Raw genomic sequence first — 16,731 nt, forward strand, 5'->3', positions numbered from 1 at the left:
ATTGATCAGCCTAACTTCTGACAAGTCCGGTTATTTGCCAGTAAGGTGCTGGAGTTCTGATCACAGCCGTCACAGGAGTCACTCTCCTCATGCCCAACGTCGAACCCCTCCGCGAGGGCGACCCGGCGGCGGTGGGACCCTACCGGCTGGCCGGGCGGCTCGGCGCGGGCGGCCACGGTGTCGTCTACCTCGCCCGCGGGCGCGACGGCGGTCCGGTGGCCGTCAAGCTGCTTGCCGAGGGCGTCACCGCCGGTGAGCCGTTCGCCAGGGAGCTCGCCGCCGCGCGTGCCGTGGAGCCGTCCTGCGTCGCGCGGGTGCTGGACGCCTCGGTCAGGGGCCGGCCGTACGTCGTGACCGAGTACGTGGACGGGCCCTCCCTCCAGGAGACCGGCGCCCTGCGCGACTCGGACGACCTGCGGCGGCTGGCGGTGACGACCGCCACGGCGCTGGCCGACGCGCACCGGGCGGGCGTCGCGCACCGCGACTTCAAGCCGTCCAACGTGCTGCTCGGGCCGGACGGTCCGCGGGTGAGCGACCTCGGCGTCTCGGCGGCGTTCGGGACGGGGGTGAGCGCGACCGGCGCCATCACCGGCACGCCCGCGTACATGGCGCCCGAGCAGCTCTCGGGACGGGAGGCGGGCGCCCCCGCGGACGTGTTCGCGTGGGCGTCGGTGGTCGTCTTCGCGGCGACGGGGATGCCGCCGTTCGGCGAGGACTCACTGCCGGCGGTGATCAACCGCATCCTGCACGACGAACCCCGCACCGGCGACCTGCCGCAGCCGCTGCTCGGCGTGGTCCTCGCCTGCCTGGCCAAGGACCCCGCCCGCCGCCCGCCCATGGCCGACGTCCTGCGCCACCTGCTCACCATCTCCGCCCCCGCTCCCGCACCCAGCTCCGCTCCCACTCCCGCGCCGCCCTCCGGCCCCCCGACCCGCCCGGCACCCGCTCCCATGCCGCCCTCCGGCCTCCCGACGCGCCCGGCACCGGCCGCCCCACCGGCCCGCGCGGCGGCCCCCTCGGGGCCGGGCGCCGCCTCCGGGACCACCGGGCTGCGCCTGGTCGCGGGCACGCCGCCCCTCCCCCACGGCGGATCGCCGGTCCCGCAGGCCCAGGCCCCGCAGACCGCCGGGCCGGACGCGCCCGAGGTCACCGGGCCAGGAACCGCGCCCAAGGTCGCCGGGCCGGGAGCCGGGCCCAAGGTCAGGGTGCGGCGGCGGGTGAAGACGGCGGTGGTGGCCGGGGTCTCCGGGGTGTCCGTGCTGGTGCTGTCGGGCGCGATCGTGTGGCTCACCCCCTCGACGCCCACGCCCAAGGCCACCCACGTGGCCGACGTGACCACCGCCCCCACGCCCACCCCCGGCACCTCGACCTCCCCCACCCGCCGCCCGCGGCCCACCCGCACACCCGTCCCCGGCCCGCAGGACGAGACCACCTCCGGCACGACCCCGTCCGTCGACCGCCTCACCCTGGCCTCCCTGCGCCCGTCCGGCGGCACCAGGAACGGCGACTGCTGGGACGGCGCCGTACGGCTCCAGGCGGCGCTGACCAGGACCGGCGCCCCGGTCACCGTCCGGTACGCCTGGATCGTCGACGGCACCGTCACCGCCCGCTCCTCGGCCACGGTCGCCGAGGACGCCCCCCGGCGCCTGACCTCGCCGACCGCGCTGACGGACGCCGGCCCCCACAGCGTCACGCTCCAGATCACCGAGCCGGTCGCCCGCCGGCGCACCGTCGCCGTCACCATCTGCGACGACGCCCTCTGACCCGCCGGGTCGCCTGCCGGGGTCAGGGGCGGCCGGTCAGCGTCCGGCGACCCGCCGAGCCGTCCGCAGGGCTACGGGCGGCCGGTGAGCGTCCGGAGCAGGTCGAGGGCGGCGTCGGCGATCACCGTGCCCGGCGGGAAGATGGCGGCGGCGCCGGCGGCGCGCAGCTCGTCGTGGTCGCCCGGCGGGATGACGCCGCCCACCACGATCATGATGTCCGCGGCGTCGAGGTCGGCCAGGGCGCGCCGGAGCGCGGGCACCAGCGTGAGGTGCCCGGCCGCCAGCGAGGAGACGCCCACGATGTGCACGTCGGCCTCGACCGCCTGCCTGGCCACCTCTTCCGGCGTCTGGAACAGCGGGCCGACGTCGACGTCGAAGCCCAGGTCGGCGAAGGCGGTGGCGATCACCTTCTGGCCCCGGTCGTGGCCGTCCTGGCCCATCTTGGCGACCAGGATGCGCGGGCGGCGGCCCTCGTCCCGCTCGAAGTCGGCGCAGGCCCGGCGGACGCGCTCGATGGCCTCGGCGTTGCCTGACTCGTCGCGGTACACACCGGAGATGGTACGCACCTGCTCGGCGTGCCGGCCGAACACCCGTTCCAGGGCGTCGGAGATCTCGCCGACGGTGGCCTTGGCGCGGGCGGCGTCCACGGCGAGCTTGAGCAGGTTGGCGTCGAGGCCCGGCGCGGGGTTCTCGGCGGCCTTGGTGAGCGCGTCGAGCGCGCGCTGCACGGCCTCGCCGTCGCGTTCGGCCCTGAGCCGGGCCAGCTTGTCGAGCTGCTGGGCGCGTACGGCGCTGTTGTCGACCTTGAGCACCTCGATGGGCTCGTCGTCGGCGGCGCGGTACTTGTTGACCCCGATGACCGGCTGGCGGCCGGAGTCGATGCGCGCCTGGGTGCGGGCCGCGGCCTCCTCGATGCGCAGCTTGGGCAGGCCCGCCTCGATGGCCCTGGCCATGCCGCCGGCCGCCTCGACCTCCTCGATGTGGGCCCAGGCGCGCTCGGCGAGGTCGTGGGTGAGCCGCTCGACGTAGTAGGAGCCGCCCCAGGGGTCGATGACCTGGGTGGTGCCCGACTCCTGCTGCAGCAGGAGCTGGGTGTTGCGGGCGATGCGGGCCGAGAAATCGGTGGGCAGCGCGAGCGCCTCGTCGAGGGCGTTGGTGTGCAGCGACTGGGTGTGGCCCTGGGTGGCGGCCATGGCCTCGACGCAGGTGCGGGCGACGTTGTTGAAGACGTCCTGGGCGGTGAGCGACCAGCCGGAGGTCTGGCTGTGCGTGCGCAGGCTCAGCGACTTGGGGTTGGCCGCCCCGAACCGCGACACCAGCTTGGCCCACAGCAGCCGGGCGGCGCGCAGCTTGGCGACCTCCATGAAGAAGTTCATGCCGATGCACCAGAAGAACGACAGCCGGGGGGCGAACCGGTCGACGTCCATGCCGGCGGCGATCCCGGCGCGCAGGTACTCGACGCCGTCGGCGAGGGTGTAGGCGAGTTCGAGGTCGCAGGTCGCCCCGGCTTCCTGGATGTGATACCCAGAAATGCTGATCGAGTTGAACTTCGGCATCTTTTCGCTCGTATAAGCGAAAATATCCGAGATTATGCGCATCGAAGGGGCCGGCGGATAGATGTAGGTGTTGCGGACCATGAACTCCTTGAGGATGTCGTTCTGGATGGTCCCGGCCAGCTCCTCCGGCGCGACGCCCTGCTCCTCGGCCGCCACGATGTACATCGCGAGCACCGGCAGCACCGCGCCGTTCATGGTCATCGACACCGACATGCGGTCGAGCGGGATGCCGTCGAAGAGCTGCCGCATGTCGTAGATGGAGTCGATCGCCACCCCGGCCATGCCCACGTCGCCGGCCACGCGCGGATGGTCGGAGTCGTAGCCCCGGTGGGTGGCCAGGTCGAAGGCGACCGACAGGCCCTTCTGCCCGGCCGCCAGGTTGCGCCGGTAGAAGGCGTTGGAGTCTTCAGCCGTGGAGAAGCCCGCGTACTGGCGGATCGTCCAGGGCTGGTTGACGTACATGGTGGGGTAGGGCCCGCGCAGGTACGGGGCCGCGCCGGGATAGGTGCGCAGGAAGTCGAGCCCGTCGAGGTCGGCGGCCGTGTAGAGCGGCTTGACCCCGATGCCCTCGGGCGTCTCCCACACCTCTCCCCCGGGGACGGCCTCCGCGCCCGAGCCGGCCCCCGGCCCGAGCGGGACGCCCGAGAAGTCGGGGATCATCGCAGCACCTCCAGGTCCTCGAACGTCTGACGGAGCACGGCGAGCGCGTCGCACCCCGCGTAGAGGCAGGCGTCCACGCCCTCGTGGTCTCCCTTCCCCGCCAGCCAGACGCGCCGCGCCCCCGCGTGCCGCAGGGCGGCGGCCACGGCGCGGGCGTGCTGGGCGTACAGCTTGTCGGTGGAGCACAGGCAGGCGACGGCGGCGCCGCTCACGGCGAAGGCGGTGGCGATCTGCTCGGGGTCGGCGCCCGGCCCGGCGGTCTCGGTGGCCAGGCCGCCGGCGTGGAACAGGTTGGCGGCGAAGGAGGCCCGCGCGGTGTGCGCGGCGACCGGCCCGATGGTGGCCAGGAACACCTTCGGCCGCTCGGGCAGGGCGTCGGCGACGTCGCGCAGCGCCTCGAACTCCTGCGCGTAGCGGGCCACGGGCCGCCCGGCCGGGGCGGGCGGCCGGCGCAGCGGCTTCTCGCCGGGGTCGGGGAACTCGCTGACGCCGGTGATCGGGAAACGGCGGTGGGCGATGTCGTCGTCGCGACGGGCCCGGGTGGCCGCGACGCGCCGCTCGATCAGCTCGCCGGCGGCCTGCACGCCGCCGGCGGCCTCGATCTCCTGGAACCACGCCCAGGCGCGCTCGGCCAGGTCGGCGGTGCGGCGCTCGACGTACCAGGAGCCGCCGGCGGGGTCGGTCACCCGCCCGATCCCCGACTCCTCCAGCAGCAGCGACTGCGTGTTGCGGGCGATGCGCCGGGAGAAGGCGTCGGGCAGGCCGAGCGCGGCGTCGAACGGCTGCACGGTGACCGCCTCCGCCCCGCCGACGCCCGCCGCGAAGCAGGCCAGCGTGGTGCGCAGCATGTTCACCCAGGGGTCGCGGGCGGTCATCATGGCCGCGCTGGTGACGGCGTGCTGGCGCTGGCCGCCGTGCTCGGCGGCGCCGCACACCTCGGCCACCCTGGCCCACAGCCGGCGCGCCGCGCGCAGCTTGGCGATGGTGGCGAACTGGTCGGCGGTGGCGGCGTACCGGAAGTCGATCTGGCCTAGCGCTTGCTCAACCGTGAGGCCGGCGCCGGTGAGCGTGCGCAGCTCGGCCACGCCCCGCGCGATCGAGCAGCCCAGCTCCTCGGCGTCGGCGGCGCCCGCGTCGTGGTACGGCGTGGCGTCGACCATGACCGCGCGCAGCCCCGGCACCGCGACGCACCGCCCGGCCAGCTCCGCCCCCACGCCGCCGCTCGCGCCCAGGTTCCCGCTCGGCGTGACGCCCTGCGCGGCGGCCAGGCCGAACAGCGCCTCGGCGGCCTCCCGCGTGTGCTCCCCCGCCTCCAGCACGATCGGGGCCAGGTCGAGGTAGACGTCCTTCAGCACGGCGGGCAGCGCGCCTGCCGGGATCGCGCCGTCGCCCACGACCAGCCAGAGCGAGGTGACGCCGTTCTCCAGGTCGGCCAGCACCGCCTCGGGGTCGGCCACGGCGTGCCGCTGCCGGACGTCCCAGCCGGGCCGCACCCGCGCCCCCCGCGTGAACGGCGGCGCGCCCGGCAGCCCCGGATCGCCCGGCAGGTCGCCCACGTCGTAGAGCGGCGCGACCGGCACGCCGTCGTAGGTCGGGCTGGACAGCGCCTCCTCGGGCGAGCCCGCCTCGACCCCCGACTTGCGCAGGACCTCGACCGCCAGCCTCCGCCAGTCGTCGCGAGTGGTGGGAGGAAAGCCCGCTGCCAGTTCCATGCAACGGATAGTAGGCGCTGCCCGGCCGCCGCAGTAATCCGGGGGTTACCCGTCGGCGAGCGGCGCCTCCCACGCCAGTCTCCACGTGAGCGGGCCCACGATCCCGTCGTCCTCGACGCCCTGCTGGCGCTGGAACTCGCGGCACGCGTCGCGGGACCGGGCGCCGTACGCGCCGTCGACGGTCAGGTCGAAGCCGCGCTTGCTCATCTGCCGCTGCCAGGTGCGCACGTCCTCGCCCTCCATGACCGGCGGGTACTTCAGCAACCGGCCGGGGAAGGGCGGCGCGCCCTTGGGCGGCGGCGGGGTGGTGCCGCCGCCGGGGCGGGGCGCGCCGCGCTTGATCCAGGCGTACAGGGGGTCGCCGGGGCAGTCGGTCGAGTAGCCGTCGCGGTGGCCCTTGATCTCCTTGCCGGCGCCGCCCCGGTCGCGCACGTACTGGACGGCGTCGAGGACGGCGTCGAGCATCGCGTCGGGCGGCTGCACGAGCCCGGCGTTGCCGACCAGCCCGAGCACGGCGTAGTGCCCGGCGTTGAGCCCGGGACCGTTGGCCGCCGGCAGATGATGCAGCCCCCGCCCCTCGAACACCTTCCGGTGCGGACAGGCGACGAAGCTGTATCCGATGTCGATCCAGCCGTTGCCGTCCATGTGGTACGCCTGGATCGATCGCACGAGGGAGACGCAGCCGGCGTGGTCGGACACGATGGCGGGTTCGACGCGGCCGCCGGTGTAGTGGACCTTGACGCCCTTGGTCGAGTCAAGCTGGGTGTAGGCGCCGCGGGGCGCGCGGGCCTGCCAGTCGCGGCGTAACACCAGATCGATGTCCACGAGTGCTCTCCGAGAGTAGATATCGGGACGACCGAGCGTAACGCCAGCGAGGTGAGCAGGTCCGGGGATCGCGCTATTTCACGGTCTGATCACCCGCCGTTCGGTCACGATCGCGGTGATCAGATCGTGCGGCGTCACGTCGAACGCGGGGTTCAGCGCCTGTGTGCCCTCGGGCGCCAGGCGTACACCTCCGAGGGTGAGGATCTCCTCGGGGTCGCGGTCCTCGATCTCGATGTGCTCGCCGGTCGGGGTGGCGGGGTCGATGGTGGACTCGGGGGCGACGACGATGAACGGCACGCCGGCCCGTTCCGCGCCGAGCGCGAGCGCGTACGAGCCGATCTTGTTGGCGGTGTCGCCGTTGGCGGCGATGCGGTCGGCGCCGATGAGCACCGCGTCCACCTCGCCCTTGGCCAGCAGGTACGGCCCCGCCGAGTCGGCGACCAGCCGGTGCGGCGCGCCCATCCTGGCCAGTTCCCAGGTGGTGAGCCGGGCGCCCTGGAGCAGCGGGCGGGTCTCCAGGGCGAGCACCTCGGCCAGGCGGCCGCGTTCGTGCAGGGTCTGGACGACGCCGAGGGCGGTGCCGCGTTCGACGGCGGCCAGGCCGCCGGTGTTGCAGACGGTCATGATCCGCAGCCGGTCGCCTTCCAGCAGGGCGGCGCCGCGCTCGCCCATGGCCAGGCAGGCGGCGATGTCGTCGTCGCGGATCCGCAGCGCGGCCGCCAGCACCGCCTGCCTGCCCTTGTCCAGGTGGGCGGCGGCCTGGTCGACGCCCCAGGCCAGGTTGGCGGCGGTCGGGCGGGCCGCGCGCAGCTCGGCGATCTGGCCGAGGTCGCCGTCGGCGAGCACGACGCCGAGCGCCCCGGCCACGCCGAGGGCGGGGGCGCCGCGCACGGCCAGCCGCCTGATCGCCGCGACGAGCTCGGCCACGGTCTCGACGCGCAGCCGCACGCACCGGCCGGGCAGCAGGGTCTGGTCCACGAGCTCGACGGCGTCGCCGGCCCAGTCGATGGTCCTCACGCCGCTCACGGTAGCCGACGGGTCCGGGGCCGGGCCGGGGTCAGCGTTCGGCCAGGACGATCACCGAGTCGCCACGGCCGAGGACGACGGTGTCGCTCTTGGCGGGGTTCAGCACGATGCCGTAGTGCGGCGGGACGTTCCTGGAGACGTTGTCGCGGTAGCCGATCGCGGTCTCGCCCCTGCGCCGGGCCGCCTCGACGATGGTGGCGAAGGTGACCTCGGCGCCGGTCCGGACGTAGGAGGCGGCGGGCCTGGGGTAGATCTCCGAGCCGTGCGAGTCGAACAGGTAGCCGAACACGTCGGCGAGGTGCCGGTTCTCGGCGAGCTGGGCCAGCAGCAGGCCGATGACGGTGTCGCTGATGACGATGTCGTCGGCCTCGGTGACCTCGGCCAGCGCCCGGTTGCCCTCGTCGTGCATCTCGCTGACGATCGAGTAGTGCTCGCCGAGCGTGCTCTGCATGTCGCGGAGCTGGAGCAGGGTCATGAGCGTGCGGGTGTCGGCGTGGTGGGGGTCGAAGCGGTCGTCGGACAGGACGATGACGTGCTGGTAGAGGCCGACGCCGAGGGATTCCAGCGCGTACCGGTCGGTGGTGTCGCAGTCCTTGACGTTGACGGTGAGGGTGCGCAGCCCGGTCAGGCCGGTGCCGGCCTTGGGGTGGTCGGCGGCGATGTCCAGGACCGAGCCGGAGGAGACGTAGCCGTCCAGGTAGCGCACGATCTGCTCGGCGCGGCCGTTCCAGTTGAGCAGGAGGGTGCGTTCTGGCTCGGGGCGCGGTGCGGCGGCGGTGGTGACGGCCTGTTCGTCGATCGGGGGCTCGCCGGTGGCGAGCTTGATGTGGGAGTCGTCGTGGGCGATGACGACGATCTGGTCCTTGGCCGTGATGACGGTGTCCATGGGCGGGTTGAGCACGACGCCGGCCGGGCCGCGTAAGCCGATGACGGCGGCGGTCTCGTAGGCGTGCAGGGCCTGGCTGTAGGTGGCGCCGACCAGTTCCTCGTCGGCGCGCAGGTAGATCTCGCCGCCGTCGAAGTTGAGCAGGTCCATGCAGACGACGGACATGCCGGACTGGCGGGAGGACTGCACGATCAGCCGGGAGGCGGTGTCGTCGGAGTCGACGAGGTACACGTCCTGGCCGCCGGCCAGCCGGGCGGCGGCCAGGTTGCGGGCGGAGGCCAGGGCGGCGACCACGGGCGGGTGGGAGCCGTCCCGCTTGGCCAGGGCGAGCAGGATCTTGATGACGTGCGCGTCGGGGTCCTCGCCCTCGGGCGAGAGCACGACGACGGATCTTGCGGTGGTGAGGTTCATCAGGCCGAGGTCGCGCGGCTCGGTGGGACGTCCGGTGCGGCAGACCAGGCGGGTCCTGCCGAGGTCGCCGACGTGCTCGCGGATGTCCTCCTCCATGGCGAGCTTGTCGCGGTCGGCCAGGACGGCGATGACCGAGTTCTTCTGGCTGGCGTGCGCCTTGACGAGCTCGGTGACGATCGTGAAGACCTGGTCGGACCAGCCGAGCACCACGGTGTGGCCGGACTCGACGATGCGCGAGCGGCCTCTGCGCAGGCGGTCCACCTTCTGCTTGAGTCCGTTGGACAGCAGGCCGACGAGCATGCTGACGATGAAGATGCCGCCCAGCGAGCCGGCGAACATGACGGTCATGTAGCCGAACGAGCCCTTGTCGCTGGCGACTTTGCTGGGGGTGAGGGCGTGCATGAGGGCGACCCACAACACCTGCCCAGGCCCGCTGACGCCGTCGGGCTCGTCGGGCGCGAGCCAGAGCGTGAGCGCTGCCACCACGAGGATGAGCGCGACCGACACCACCGCGAGCCAGCCGATGAGCGAGGCCGTCCCCCTGGACATGGTGTTGTCGAACCAGTACCGCGCCCGTTCGCGGACCGTGACCCTCGACACTTCCCCGATACCTCCGTGTAAGGAGTGATTTAAACCGACGTCACAAGGTACCGGGCGATCTTGGCTTCCGCATGGCGAGCGGTAACGTAGCCGCCATGGTGATCCCCCTCACACCGGACGATCCGGCGTTCCTGGGCGATTTCCGCCTGGCCGGGCGTCTGGGCGAGGGCGGGCAGGGCGTGGTCTACCTGGCCCACTCGGCCTCCGGGGAGCCGGTCGCGGTCAAGCTGCTCAACGCCGGCGACCAGGAGACCCGGGCCAGGCTGGCGCGCGAGCTCGACGCGCTGGAGTCGATCGCCTCCTTCTGCACGGCCCGCGTTCTCGACGTCTCGACGCGGGGCTCGCGGCCGTACGTGGTGAGCGAGTTCGTGGACGGGCCCTCGCTGGCCGACCGGGTGGCCGGGAACGCCGCCGGGAACGCCGCCGGGCGCGGCCCGCTGCGCGGCGGTGAGCTGGAACGCCTGGCGGTCGGGACGGCCACCGCGCTGGCGGCCATCCACGCGGCCGGGGTCGTCCATCGTGACTTCAAGCCGTCCAACGTGCTGCTCGGGCCGGACGGGCCGCGGGTGGTGGACTTCGGCATCGCCAGGGCCGAGGGGGCGGCGACGCACACCTCGGGGCTGGTGGGCACGCCCGCGTACCTGTCGCCGGAGCAGATCGCGGGCTCACCCGCCTCCGGGGCCTCCGACGTGTTCGCGTGGGGGGCGACGATGGTCTACGCGGCCACGGGGGTCAGCCCGTTCGGGGCGGACACCGTGCCGGCGGTGCTGCACCGGGTGCTGCACGCCGAGCCCGACCTGTCGGCGCTGCCGCCCCGGCTGCGCGGGCCGGTCGCCGGCGCCCTGGCCAAGAACCCCGCCCACCGCCCGACGGCCGCCGCCCTCCTGATGACCCTGGTCTCCCCCACCCCGGCCACGGGGCCGGGCGCGGGGCCGGGCGCGGGGCCGACCGCGGGGCCGACCGCGGGGCCGGGGGCGGGGGTTCTGGGGGGTGATCCGGGGGCGGCCGACACGCGCGAGAGCCGCGCGGCCCGAAATCGGGGACGCCGCGCCCTCCTCGGCGCCGGAGCGGCCCTGCTGGCCCTGGCCGTGGCCGGTGGCGTGGTCCTGCTGACCATCCGCACACCGGGTTCGACCGCCACCCGGTCCACCCCGCCGCCGTCCACGGCCGCCGCCCTGTCCACCCCGCCGTCCGGCCCGACGTCCGCCCCGCCGTCCACGGACGCCGGCCCCGCCACACCCGCCGCCACCTCCCCGGCGGCCACCGGGAACCCCGGCGGCACCGGCGATCTGAAGATCCCGGCGGCCTTCGCCGGCACCTGGTCGGGCCACACCGACACCACCAACCCGCTCGACCCCGACGGCGCCGAGAACACGGTGGAACTGAAGGCCGGCCGGTCGCAGGCGGCCTGGAAGGAGAAGGACTCCCAGGTCGACTGCGCCGCCACGATCACCCTCACCGAGGTGCGCCCGGACCGGCTGACTTTCTCCCTCGGGACGTCCACGGGCGGCTGCATCCCGGGTACTGTCTGGCTGGAGCTTGAAGGCGACACTCTTACCTACACCTGGCGGGACGTGCCCGGCCTGGGCATGGTCACCCAGACCGGCGCTCTCGGCAAAAAGTGACCGAACCACGTGTATAACCCTTCGACATCCGAGCCCACGAAGGAGATCCTTTACCTATGTCTGTGATCAGGGAGGTGCCGTTCCCCAGCGCGGACTCCTCGTCCGAGCTGCCGATGAACATCTGGATCGACGACGCCGACTCAGCGATCGACGTCATCGACGCCCTGGCGTTGTCGCCGTTCGCGACCGGCGTCCAGCCCTGGTCCAAGCTGGCCAATCTGGAGCGCGTGCGTCCGGACGCGAGGTTGCAGCCGGCCGAGGGCCGGGTGCTGCGCACCGCGCAGGTGGAGGACGGCTCGGAGTCGCGGCTCATCTGCGGCGAGGGCTGGACGCTGCGGGTCGTGCGGCACCGCAACCGCACCGCCACGGTGAGCGTGACGGCGGTGAGCGAGGAGCTGGCCGGCTCGGTGCTGAAGGAGAGCATCGACGGCGCCGAGGAGCCGGTGCCCGACGCCGACCACGTCGAGATGGGCTTCTGGTGGCGCGGCTCCCACGGCGGCAACCGGTCGGAGAAGCCGATCACCGCCCAGCCGTGGGACGAGATCGGCACGAACTACTCGGCGCAGGTGCGCCCGGCGCTCGGCCGCCTGATGGCCACCACGCCCGCCGACGTCAACGGCCGGCTCATCCTGCTGCACGGCCAGCCGGGCACCGGCAAGACCACGCTGCTGCGCACGCTGGCCAAGCAGTGGCACGACTGGTGCCAGGTCGACTGCGTGCTCGACCCCGAGCGGCTGTTCAACGACCCGGGCTACCTGATGGAGGTGGCGGTCGGCTACGACACCGACGAGGACACGCAGCGGTGGCGGCTGCTGGTGCTGGAGGACTGCGACGAGCTGATCAGCTCGGGCGCCAAGGCCCAGGCGGGGCAGGGGCTGTCGCGGCTGCTCAACCTCACCGACGGCCTGCTCGGCCAGGGCCGCGACGTGCTGGTGGCCATCACCACGAACGAAGACCTGACCCGCCTGCACCCGGCCGTGATCCGTCCGGGCCGGTGCCTGGCGCAGATCGAGGTGGGCCCGCTGACCAGGGACGAGGCCGTCGCCTGGCTGGGGTCGTCGCAGGGCGTGGGGGCCTCGGGGGCGACCCTCGCCGAGCTGTACGCCCTGCGCGCCGGCCGCGCGATCGCCCCGGCGGGCGCGGACGAGTCCACCGGTCTCTACCTCTGAGCTGACGCCGCCGGGGGCGCCGTGCGCGTCCCCGGCGTCCCGCGCGTCCGGGCTGGTACGTAAACCAACCGATGTGCGACACCGGGTGTGAAACCACAATATGGCTGGTGCTCACCGTCGATCTGGCGCGCGTCGCCTTCACCCGTCTCACCGTGCCCGGAGGCACGTGGACCAGCGAGGAACACCGGGTCGGCTTCGCGGCCACCCAGCTCGTGCCCTCGTGGACCGCGCGCACCCCGCCCGGCGGCGGGGTCGAGGTGGAGCTGCGGGCCAGGACCGGAGCGGGCACGCTGACCAAGTGGTACGTCATGGGCCGGTGGTCCGAGCACGGGCCGCGCACCTCGGTGCCCGGCCAGGGCGACGAGGACGGCGACGTGGCCGTGGACACGTTCGTGGCCAGGCGGCCGGTCGTGGCGTTCCAGCTGAGGGTCACCGCGCGCGGCGAGGGCGCGCGGATGACCTCTCTCGGCGTGCTGGCCTCGGCCCTGCCGCAGCGTCCGGTCACGGTGAGCACGCCGGGGGTGGCCGGGCACGTCGAGCTGGATGTGCCCGGCCACTCCCAGTACGCGCACGCCGGGCACCACCCGCGCTGGGACGGCGGCGGCGCGAACTGGTGCAGCCCCGCCTCGGTGGCGATGGTGCTGGCCTTCTGGGGCCGCGGCCCCGAGCCCGGCGAGCTGGCCTGGGTGGGCGCGGACGACCCCGCCCCTGCGGTGGACCACGCGGCCATGGGCACCTACGACGACAGCTACCAGGGCACCGGGAACTGGCCTTTCAACGTGGCCTACGCCGGGCGTTACGGGCTGACCGGCTTCGTGACCAGGCTGCTGTCGGCGGCCGAGCTGGAGGCGTTCGTCCTGGCGGGGATCCCGGTGATCGCGTCGCTGTCGTTCCGGGCCCATGAGCTGCCCGGATCCGGCTACTCCACGAACGGCCACATCCTCGTCGTCACCGGCTTCACCGCCGCGGGCGACGTCGTCGTCAACGACCCCGCCGCGCCCGCGGACGGCGAGGTTCGGCGGATCTACCCGCGGGCAGCGTTCGAGAACGTGTGGCTGAGGAGCTCGGGCAGCGGCGGCATCGTGTACGTCCTCCATCCGCCCGGGCACCCGCTGCCTCCCTGTACCAACGGCAATTGGTGATCTTTCATGAGTATTCGACCGATCGATGTGGCGCGTACCGACGGCGGCCCCCAGTGGGTGGAGGCCGTCGCCACGCCCGAGGGCGTGGAGGTGTGGTGGGACGAGCCGCGCCCGCACGAGGGCGGCAGGCGCTGCGTGGTGCGCCGCCTGCCCGACGGCTCGCGCGCCGACGTGCTGCCGCCGGGCTGGAACGCCCGCAACCGCCTGGTCGAGTACGGCGGCCGATCCTGGCGCCCGCTGCCGGGCGGCGGCCTGGTCTTCACCCACTGGGCCGACCAGCGGCTCCACCGCCTGGACGCCTCCTCGTCCGAGCCGGTCGCGCTCACCCCCGAGGGCCCGGCCCGGTACGGCGACCTGTACCTGCCGCCCGGCCGCGCCGAGGTGTGGGCGGTCCGCGAGATCGACGACGTGCGTGACCTGGTCGCGGTCCCCCTGGACGGCGGCCCGCTCAGGGTCGTCGCCCGCGCCCACCATTTCCTGATGAACCCCCGCCTGTCCCCCGGCGGCACCCGGATCGCCTGGATCGGCTGGAACCACCCCGACATGCCCTGGGACGGCACCGAGCTGTGCGTGGCCGACCTGTCCCCGGACGGCGTCGCGGGCCCCCACCGGGTCGTTGCGGGCGGCCCCGAGGAGTCGGTGACGCAGGCCGAGTGGCGCGACGAGGAGTCCCTGTACGCCGTCACCGACCCGACCGGCTGGTGGAACGTGCACCTCGTGCACCTCGACGGCTCCCCCTCGCGCAACCTCACCCCCGTGGAGCTGGAGTTCGGCGCGGCGGCCTGGAAGCCGGGCCTGGCCTGCCTGGCCCCTGCGGGCGACCAACTGGTCGTCGTGTACGGCACCGCCGACCACCGCCGTCTGGGCGTGCTGGACCCGGCGACGGGCGGCCTGCGGGAGATCGGCGGGGACGGGCACACGTACTGGGCCTCGACGGTGTCGGCGGCCGGGGGCAAGGCGGCGGCGGTGGGGGCGACGCCGTACACGCCGCTGGAGGTCACGCTGGTCGATCTGGCCACCGGCGGGCACGAGGTCGTCTCGGCCCCCAAGCCGCTGCCCGACCGGGCGCTGCTGCCCACGCCGGAGGCGGTGACGATCGAGGGCGTGCACGCCCATCTGCACCCGCCCGCCGGGGTCGCCGGGCCGGCGCCGTACGTGATCTTCGTGCACGGCGGCCCGACCGGGAACACGCCGGTCGTGCTGGACCTGGAGGTCGCCTACTTCACCAGCAGAGGGATCGGCGTGGCCGTGGTGAACTACGGCGGCTCGACCGGTTACGGCCGGGCCTACCGCGAGCGGCTGCGGCACCAGTGGGGCGTGGTGGACGTCCAGGACTGCGCGAAGGTGGCGCGCGGGCTGGTGCAGCTCGGCCGGGCGGACGCGGCCAGGATCGCGATCCGGGGCGGCAGCGCCGGCGGCTGGACCACGGTGGCCGCGCTGGTGCACAGCGACGTGTTCGCGGGCGGCGTCGCGCACTACGCGATCACCGACCCGGAGAGCTGGGCGGCCGAGACGCACGACTTCGAGTCGCGCTACCTCGACGGCCTGGTGGGCCCGTTGCCCGAGACGCGGCAGCGGTACACCGACCGCTCGCCGCTCCTGAACGCGGCCCGGGCATCGGGCCCATGCCTCATGTTGCACGGTCTGGAGGACGCGATCGTGGACGTGAGCCAGGCCGAGCGATTCACCGCCGAACTGGACAAGCACGGCAAACAGTGGGCTCTGCTCACCTTCGCCGGCGAGCAGCACGGCTGGCGCAGGGAAGAGACCATCGTGGCGGTGCTGGAGGCCGAGCTGGCCTTCTACGGGCTGATCTTCGACCTGGAGACGCCCGGCGTCCCGCCGCTGACGCTGAAGGGGAGAGCGTGAAGAGCGTCGCCGAGATCTGCTCGGACCTGATCAGGTTCGACACCACCAACCCGGGTTCGGGCGAGCGCCCGGCGGCCGAGTACGTGGCCACGCTGCTGGCCGACGCGGGGCTGGAGCCGGTGGTGTTCGAGTCGGCGCCCCGGCGCACCACCGTCGTGGCCAGGATCGACGGCGACTCCTCCGACGCGCTGCTCGTCCACGGCCACCTGGACGTGGTGCCGGCCGACCCCGCCGAGTGGCGGATGCACCCGTTCTCCGGCGAGATCACCGACGGCTGCGTGTACGGCCGGGGCGCGGTCGACATGAAGGGCTCGTGCGCGATGACGCTCGCGACCGTGCTGGACATGGCGGCGCGCGGCGTGCGGCCGAAGCGCGACCTGGTGCTGGCCTTCCTGGCCGACGAGGAGGCGACCGGCGACCACGGCTCCCGGTACGCGGTGACCGAGCACCGGCACCTGTTCGACGGCGTCACCGAGGCCATCAGCGAGTCGGGCGGCTTCAGCGTCGAGTCCGGCGGGCGGCGCGTCTACCCGATCGCCGTCGGCGAGCGCGGCACCGCCTGGATGAAGGTGACCGCCCACGGCGTGGCGGGGCACGGCTCGCGGCCCGCCGTGGACAACCCCGTCGCCACGCTGGCCCACGCCCTGTCGCGGATCGCCGCGCACCAGTGGCCGGTGCGCCTGACGCCGTCGGTCGCCGCGCTCCTGGAGAGCCTGTCGGAGATCACCGGCCAGGCGATCGACCTGGACCGGCTGGACGCCGAGGCCGCCCGGCTGGGGGCGCTCGGCGAGCTGTTCCACGGCCAGATCCGCAACTCGGCGAACCCGACGATGCTGGAGGCCGGCTACAAGGTGAACGTGGTGCCCTCGACGGCCTCGGCGCACGTGGACGGCCGGTACCTGCCGGGCCTGCAGGAGGAGTTCCTGGCGACGATCGACGAGCTGCTCGGGCCGAAGATCACGCGTGAGTTCGTGAACCTGGAGGAGGCGCCCGCCGCGCCGTACCCGTCGGCGTTCTTCGACGAGCTGGCGGGGGCGCTGGTGGCCGAGGACGCGCAGGCGCGGCCGGTCCCGTACGTGATGAGCGGCGGCACCGACGCCAAGTCCTTCGCCACCATCGGCATCCAGGGGTACGGCTTCGCCCCGCTCATGCTCCGGCCCGGCCTGGACTACTTCGGCATGTTCCACGGCAAGGACGAGCGGGTGCCGGTGGAGGGCCTGGAGTTCGGCACCCGGGTGCTGACCCGCCTGCTCACCTGACCGTCCCGGCCCGGCGACGCCCTCGGGCCGCCGGGCCGGACCAGGAGGTCAGCGCCTCCTCCAGACCGCTCCCGCCCGCCCAGGCCACGTAACCGCCGGGGCGGACGAGCAACGCTCCGCCCCCGGCCCGGGACGTGCCGGCCATGGCCGGGCGCACGCGGTCGCGGTGCCCCGCCGGGACGCCGCAAACTAGTGGAACAAACTATTCCGTTCTGCTAATATGGAGTC

At 73.8% G+C, this 16,731-nt stretch carries 11 protein-coding genes and 1 pseudogene; 6 read left to right on the top strand and 6 right to left on the bottom strand.

What is annotated here, in order from left to right; all coding sequences use genetic code 11:
- The first annotated feature begins 89 nt into the window (after positions 1-89).
- Positions 90-1,763 carry a protein kinase gene (locus tag ACIBST_RS01455; protein WP_397168101.1) on the top strand — a complete coding sequence of 558 codons (1,674 nt, stop codon included), beginning with the start codon at positions 90-92 and terminating at the stop codon, positions 1,761-1,763.
- Positions 1,764-1,834: 71 nt separating this feature from the next.
- Here the strand turns inward: ACIBST_RS01455 and scpA are convergent, their stop codons facing one another.
- The 5 genes from scpA to ACIBST_RS01480 all read right to left on the bottom strand — a co-directional run bounded on the left by scpA (position 1,835) and on the right by ACIBST_RS01480 (position 9,439).
- Positions 1,835-3,979, bottom strand: a complete 2,145-nt coding sequence (gene scpA / locus ACIBST_RS01460; RefSeq protein WP_397168103.1) for a methylmalonyl-CoA mutase — start codon at positions 3,977-3,979, stop codon at positions 1,835-1,837.
- Positions 3,976-5,691 carry a methylmalonyl-CoA mutase family protein gene (locus tag ACIBST_RS01465; RefSeq protein WP_397168105.1) on the bottom strand — a complete coding sequence of 572 codons (1,716 nt, stop codon included), beginning with the start codon at positions 5,689-5,691 and terminating at the stop codon, positions 3,976-3,978. The genes scpA and ACIBST_RS01465 overlap by 4 nt, the downstream gene beginning before the upstream one ends.
- 45 nt (positions 5,692-5,736) lie before the next feature.
- Positions 5,737-6,516, bottom strand: a complete 780-nt coding sequence (locus ACIBST_RS01470) for an N-acetylmuramoyl-L-alanine amidase (protein ID WP_397168107.1) — start codon at positions 6,514-6,516, stop codon at positions 5,737-5,739.
- A gap of 78 nt (positions 6,517-6,594) precedes the next feature.
- Positions 6,595-7,533, bottom strand: coding sequence for an S-methyl-5-thioribose-1-phosphate isomerase (gene mtnA, locus ACIBST_RS01475; protein ID WP_397168108.1), 939 nt, complete (start codon positions 7,531-7,533; stop codon positions 6,595-6,597).
- Positions 7,534-7,573: 40 nt separating this feature from the next.
- On the bottom strand, positions 7,574-9,439 hold the full coding sequence (locus ACIBST_RS01480) for a potassium transporter TrkA (protein WP_397168110.1): 1,866 nt from the start codon (positions 9,437-9,439) through the stop codon (positions 7,574-7,576).
- Between the two features lie 95 nt (positions 9,440-9,534).
- Here ACIBST_RS01480 and ACIBST_RS01485 point away from each other — a divergent pair, with 95 nt between their 5' ends.
- The 5 genes from ACIBST_RS01485 (at position 9,535) to ACIBST_RS01505 (ending at position 16,503) form a co-directional block, all read left to right on the top strand.
- Positions 9,535-11,064, top strand: a complete 1,530-nt coding sequence (locus tag ACIBST_RS01485) for a serine/threonine-protein kinase (protein ID WP_397168112.1) — start codon at positions 9,535-9,537, stop codon at positions 11,062-11,064.
- Positions 11,065-11,120: 56 nt separating this feature from the next.
- A complete protein-coding gene (locus tag ACIBST_RS01490) occupies positions 11,121-12,233 on the top strand; it encodes a DUF5925 domain-containing protein (protein ID WP_397168114.1) in 1,113 nt (370 codons plus the stop codon).
- 107 nt (positions 12,234-12,340) lie between these two features.
- Positions 12,341-13,375, top strand: a complete 1,035-nt coding sequence (locus tag ACIBST_RS01495; protein WP_397168116.1) for a C39 family peptidase — start codon at positions 12,341-12,343, stop codon at positions 13,373-13,375.
- Between the two features lie 6 nt (positions 13,376-13,381).
- A complete protein-coding gene (locus ACIBST_RS01500) occupies positions 13,382-15,244 on the top strand; it encodes a prolyl oligopeptidase family serine peptidase (RefSeq protein WP_397168118.1) in 1,863 nt (620 codons plus the stop codon).
- A complete protein-coding gene (locus ACIBST_RS01505) occupies positions 15,241-16,503 on the top strand; it encodes a M20/M25/M40 family metallo-hydrolase (protein WP_397168120.1) in 1,263 nt (420 codons plus the stop codon). Before ACIBST_RS01500 ends, ACIBST_RS01505 begins: the two co-directional genes overlap by 4 nt.
- On the opposite strand, the pseudogene ACIBST_RS01510 reads toward ACIBST_RS01505, so the two are convergent.
- Positions 16,496-16,663: pseudogene (locus ACIBST_RS01510) on the bottom strand (hypothetical protein); the annotation flags it as partial. The gene ACIBST_RS01505 and the pseudogene ACIBST_RS01510 overlap by 8 nt on opposite strands.
- Positions 16,664-16,731: the final 68 nt, after the last annotated feature.

The organism is Nonomuraea sp. NPDC049684 (assembly GCF_044465345.1).
GTDB lineage: Bacteria > Actinomycetota > Actinomycetes > Streptosporangiales > Streptosporangiaceae > Nonomuraea.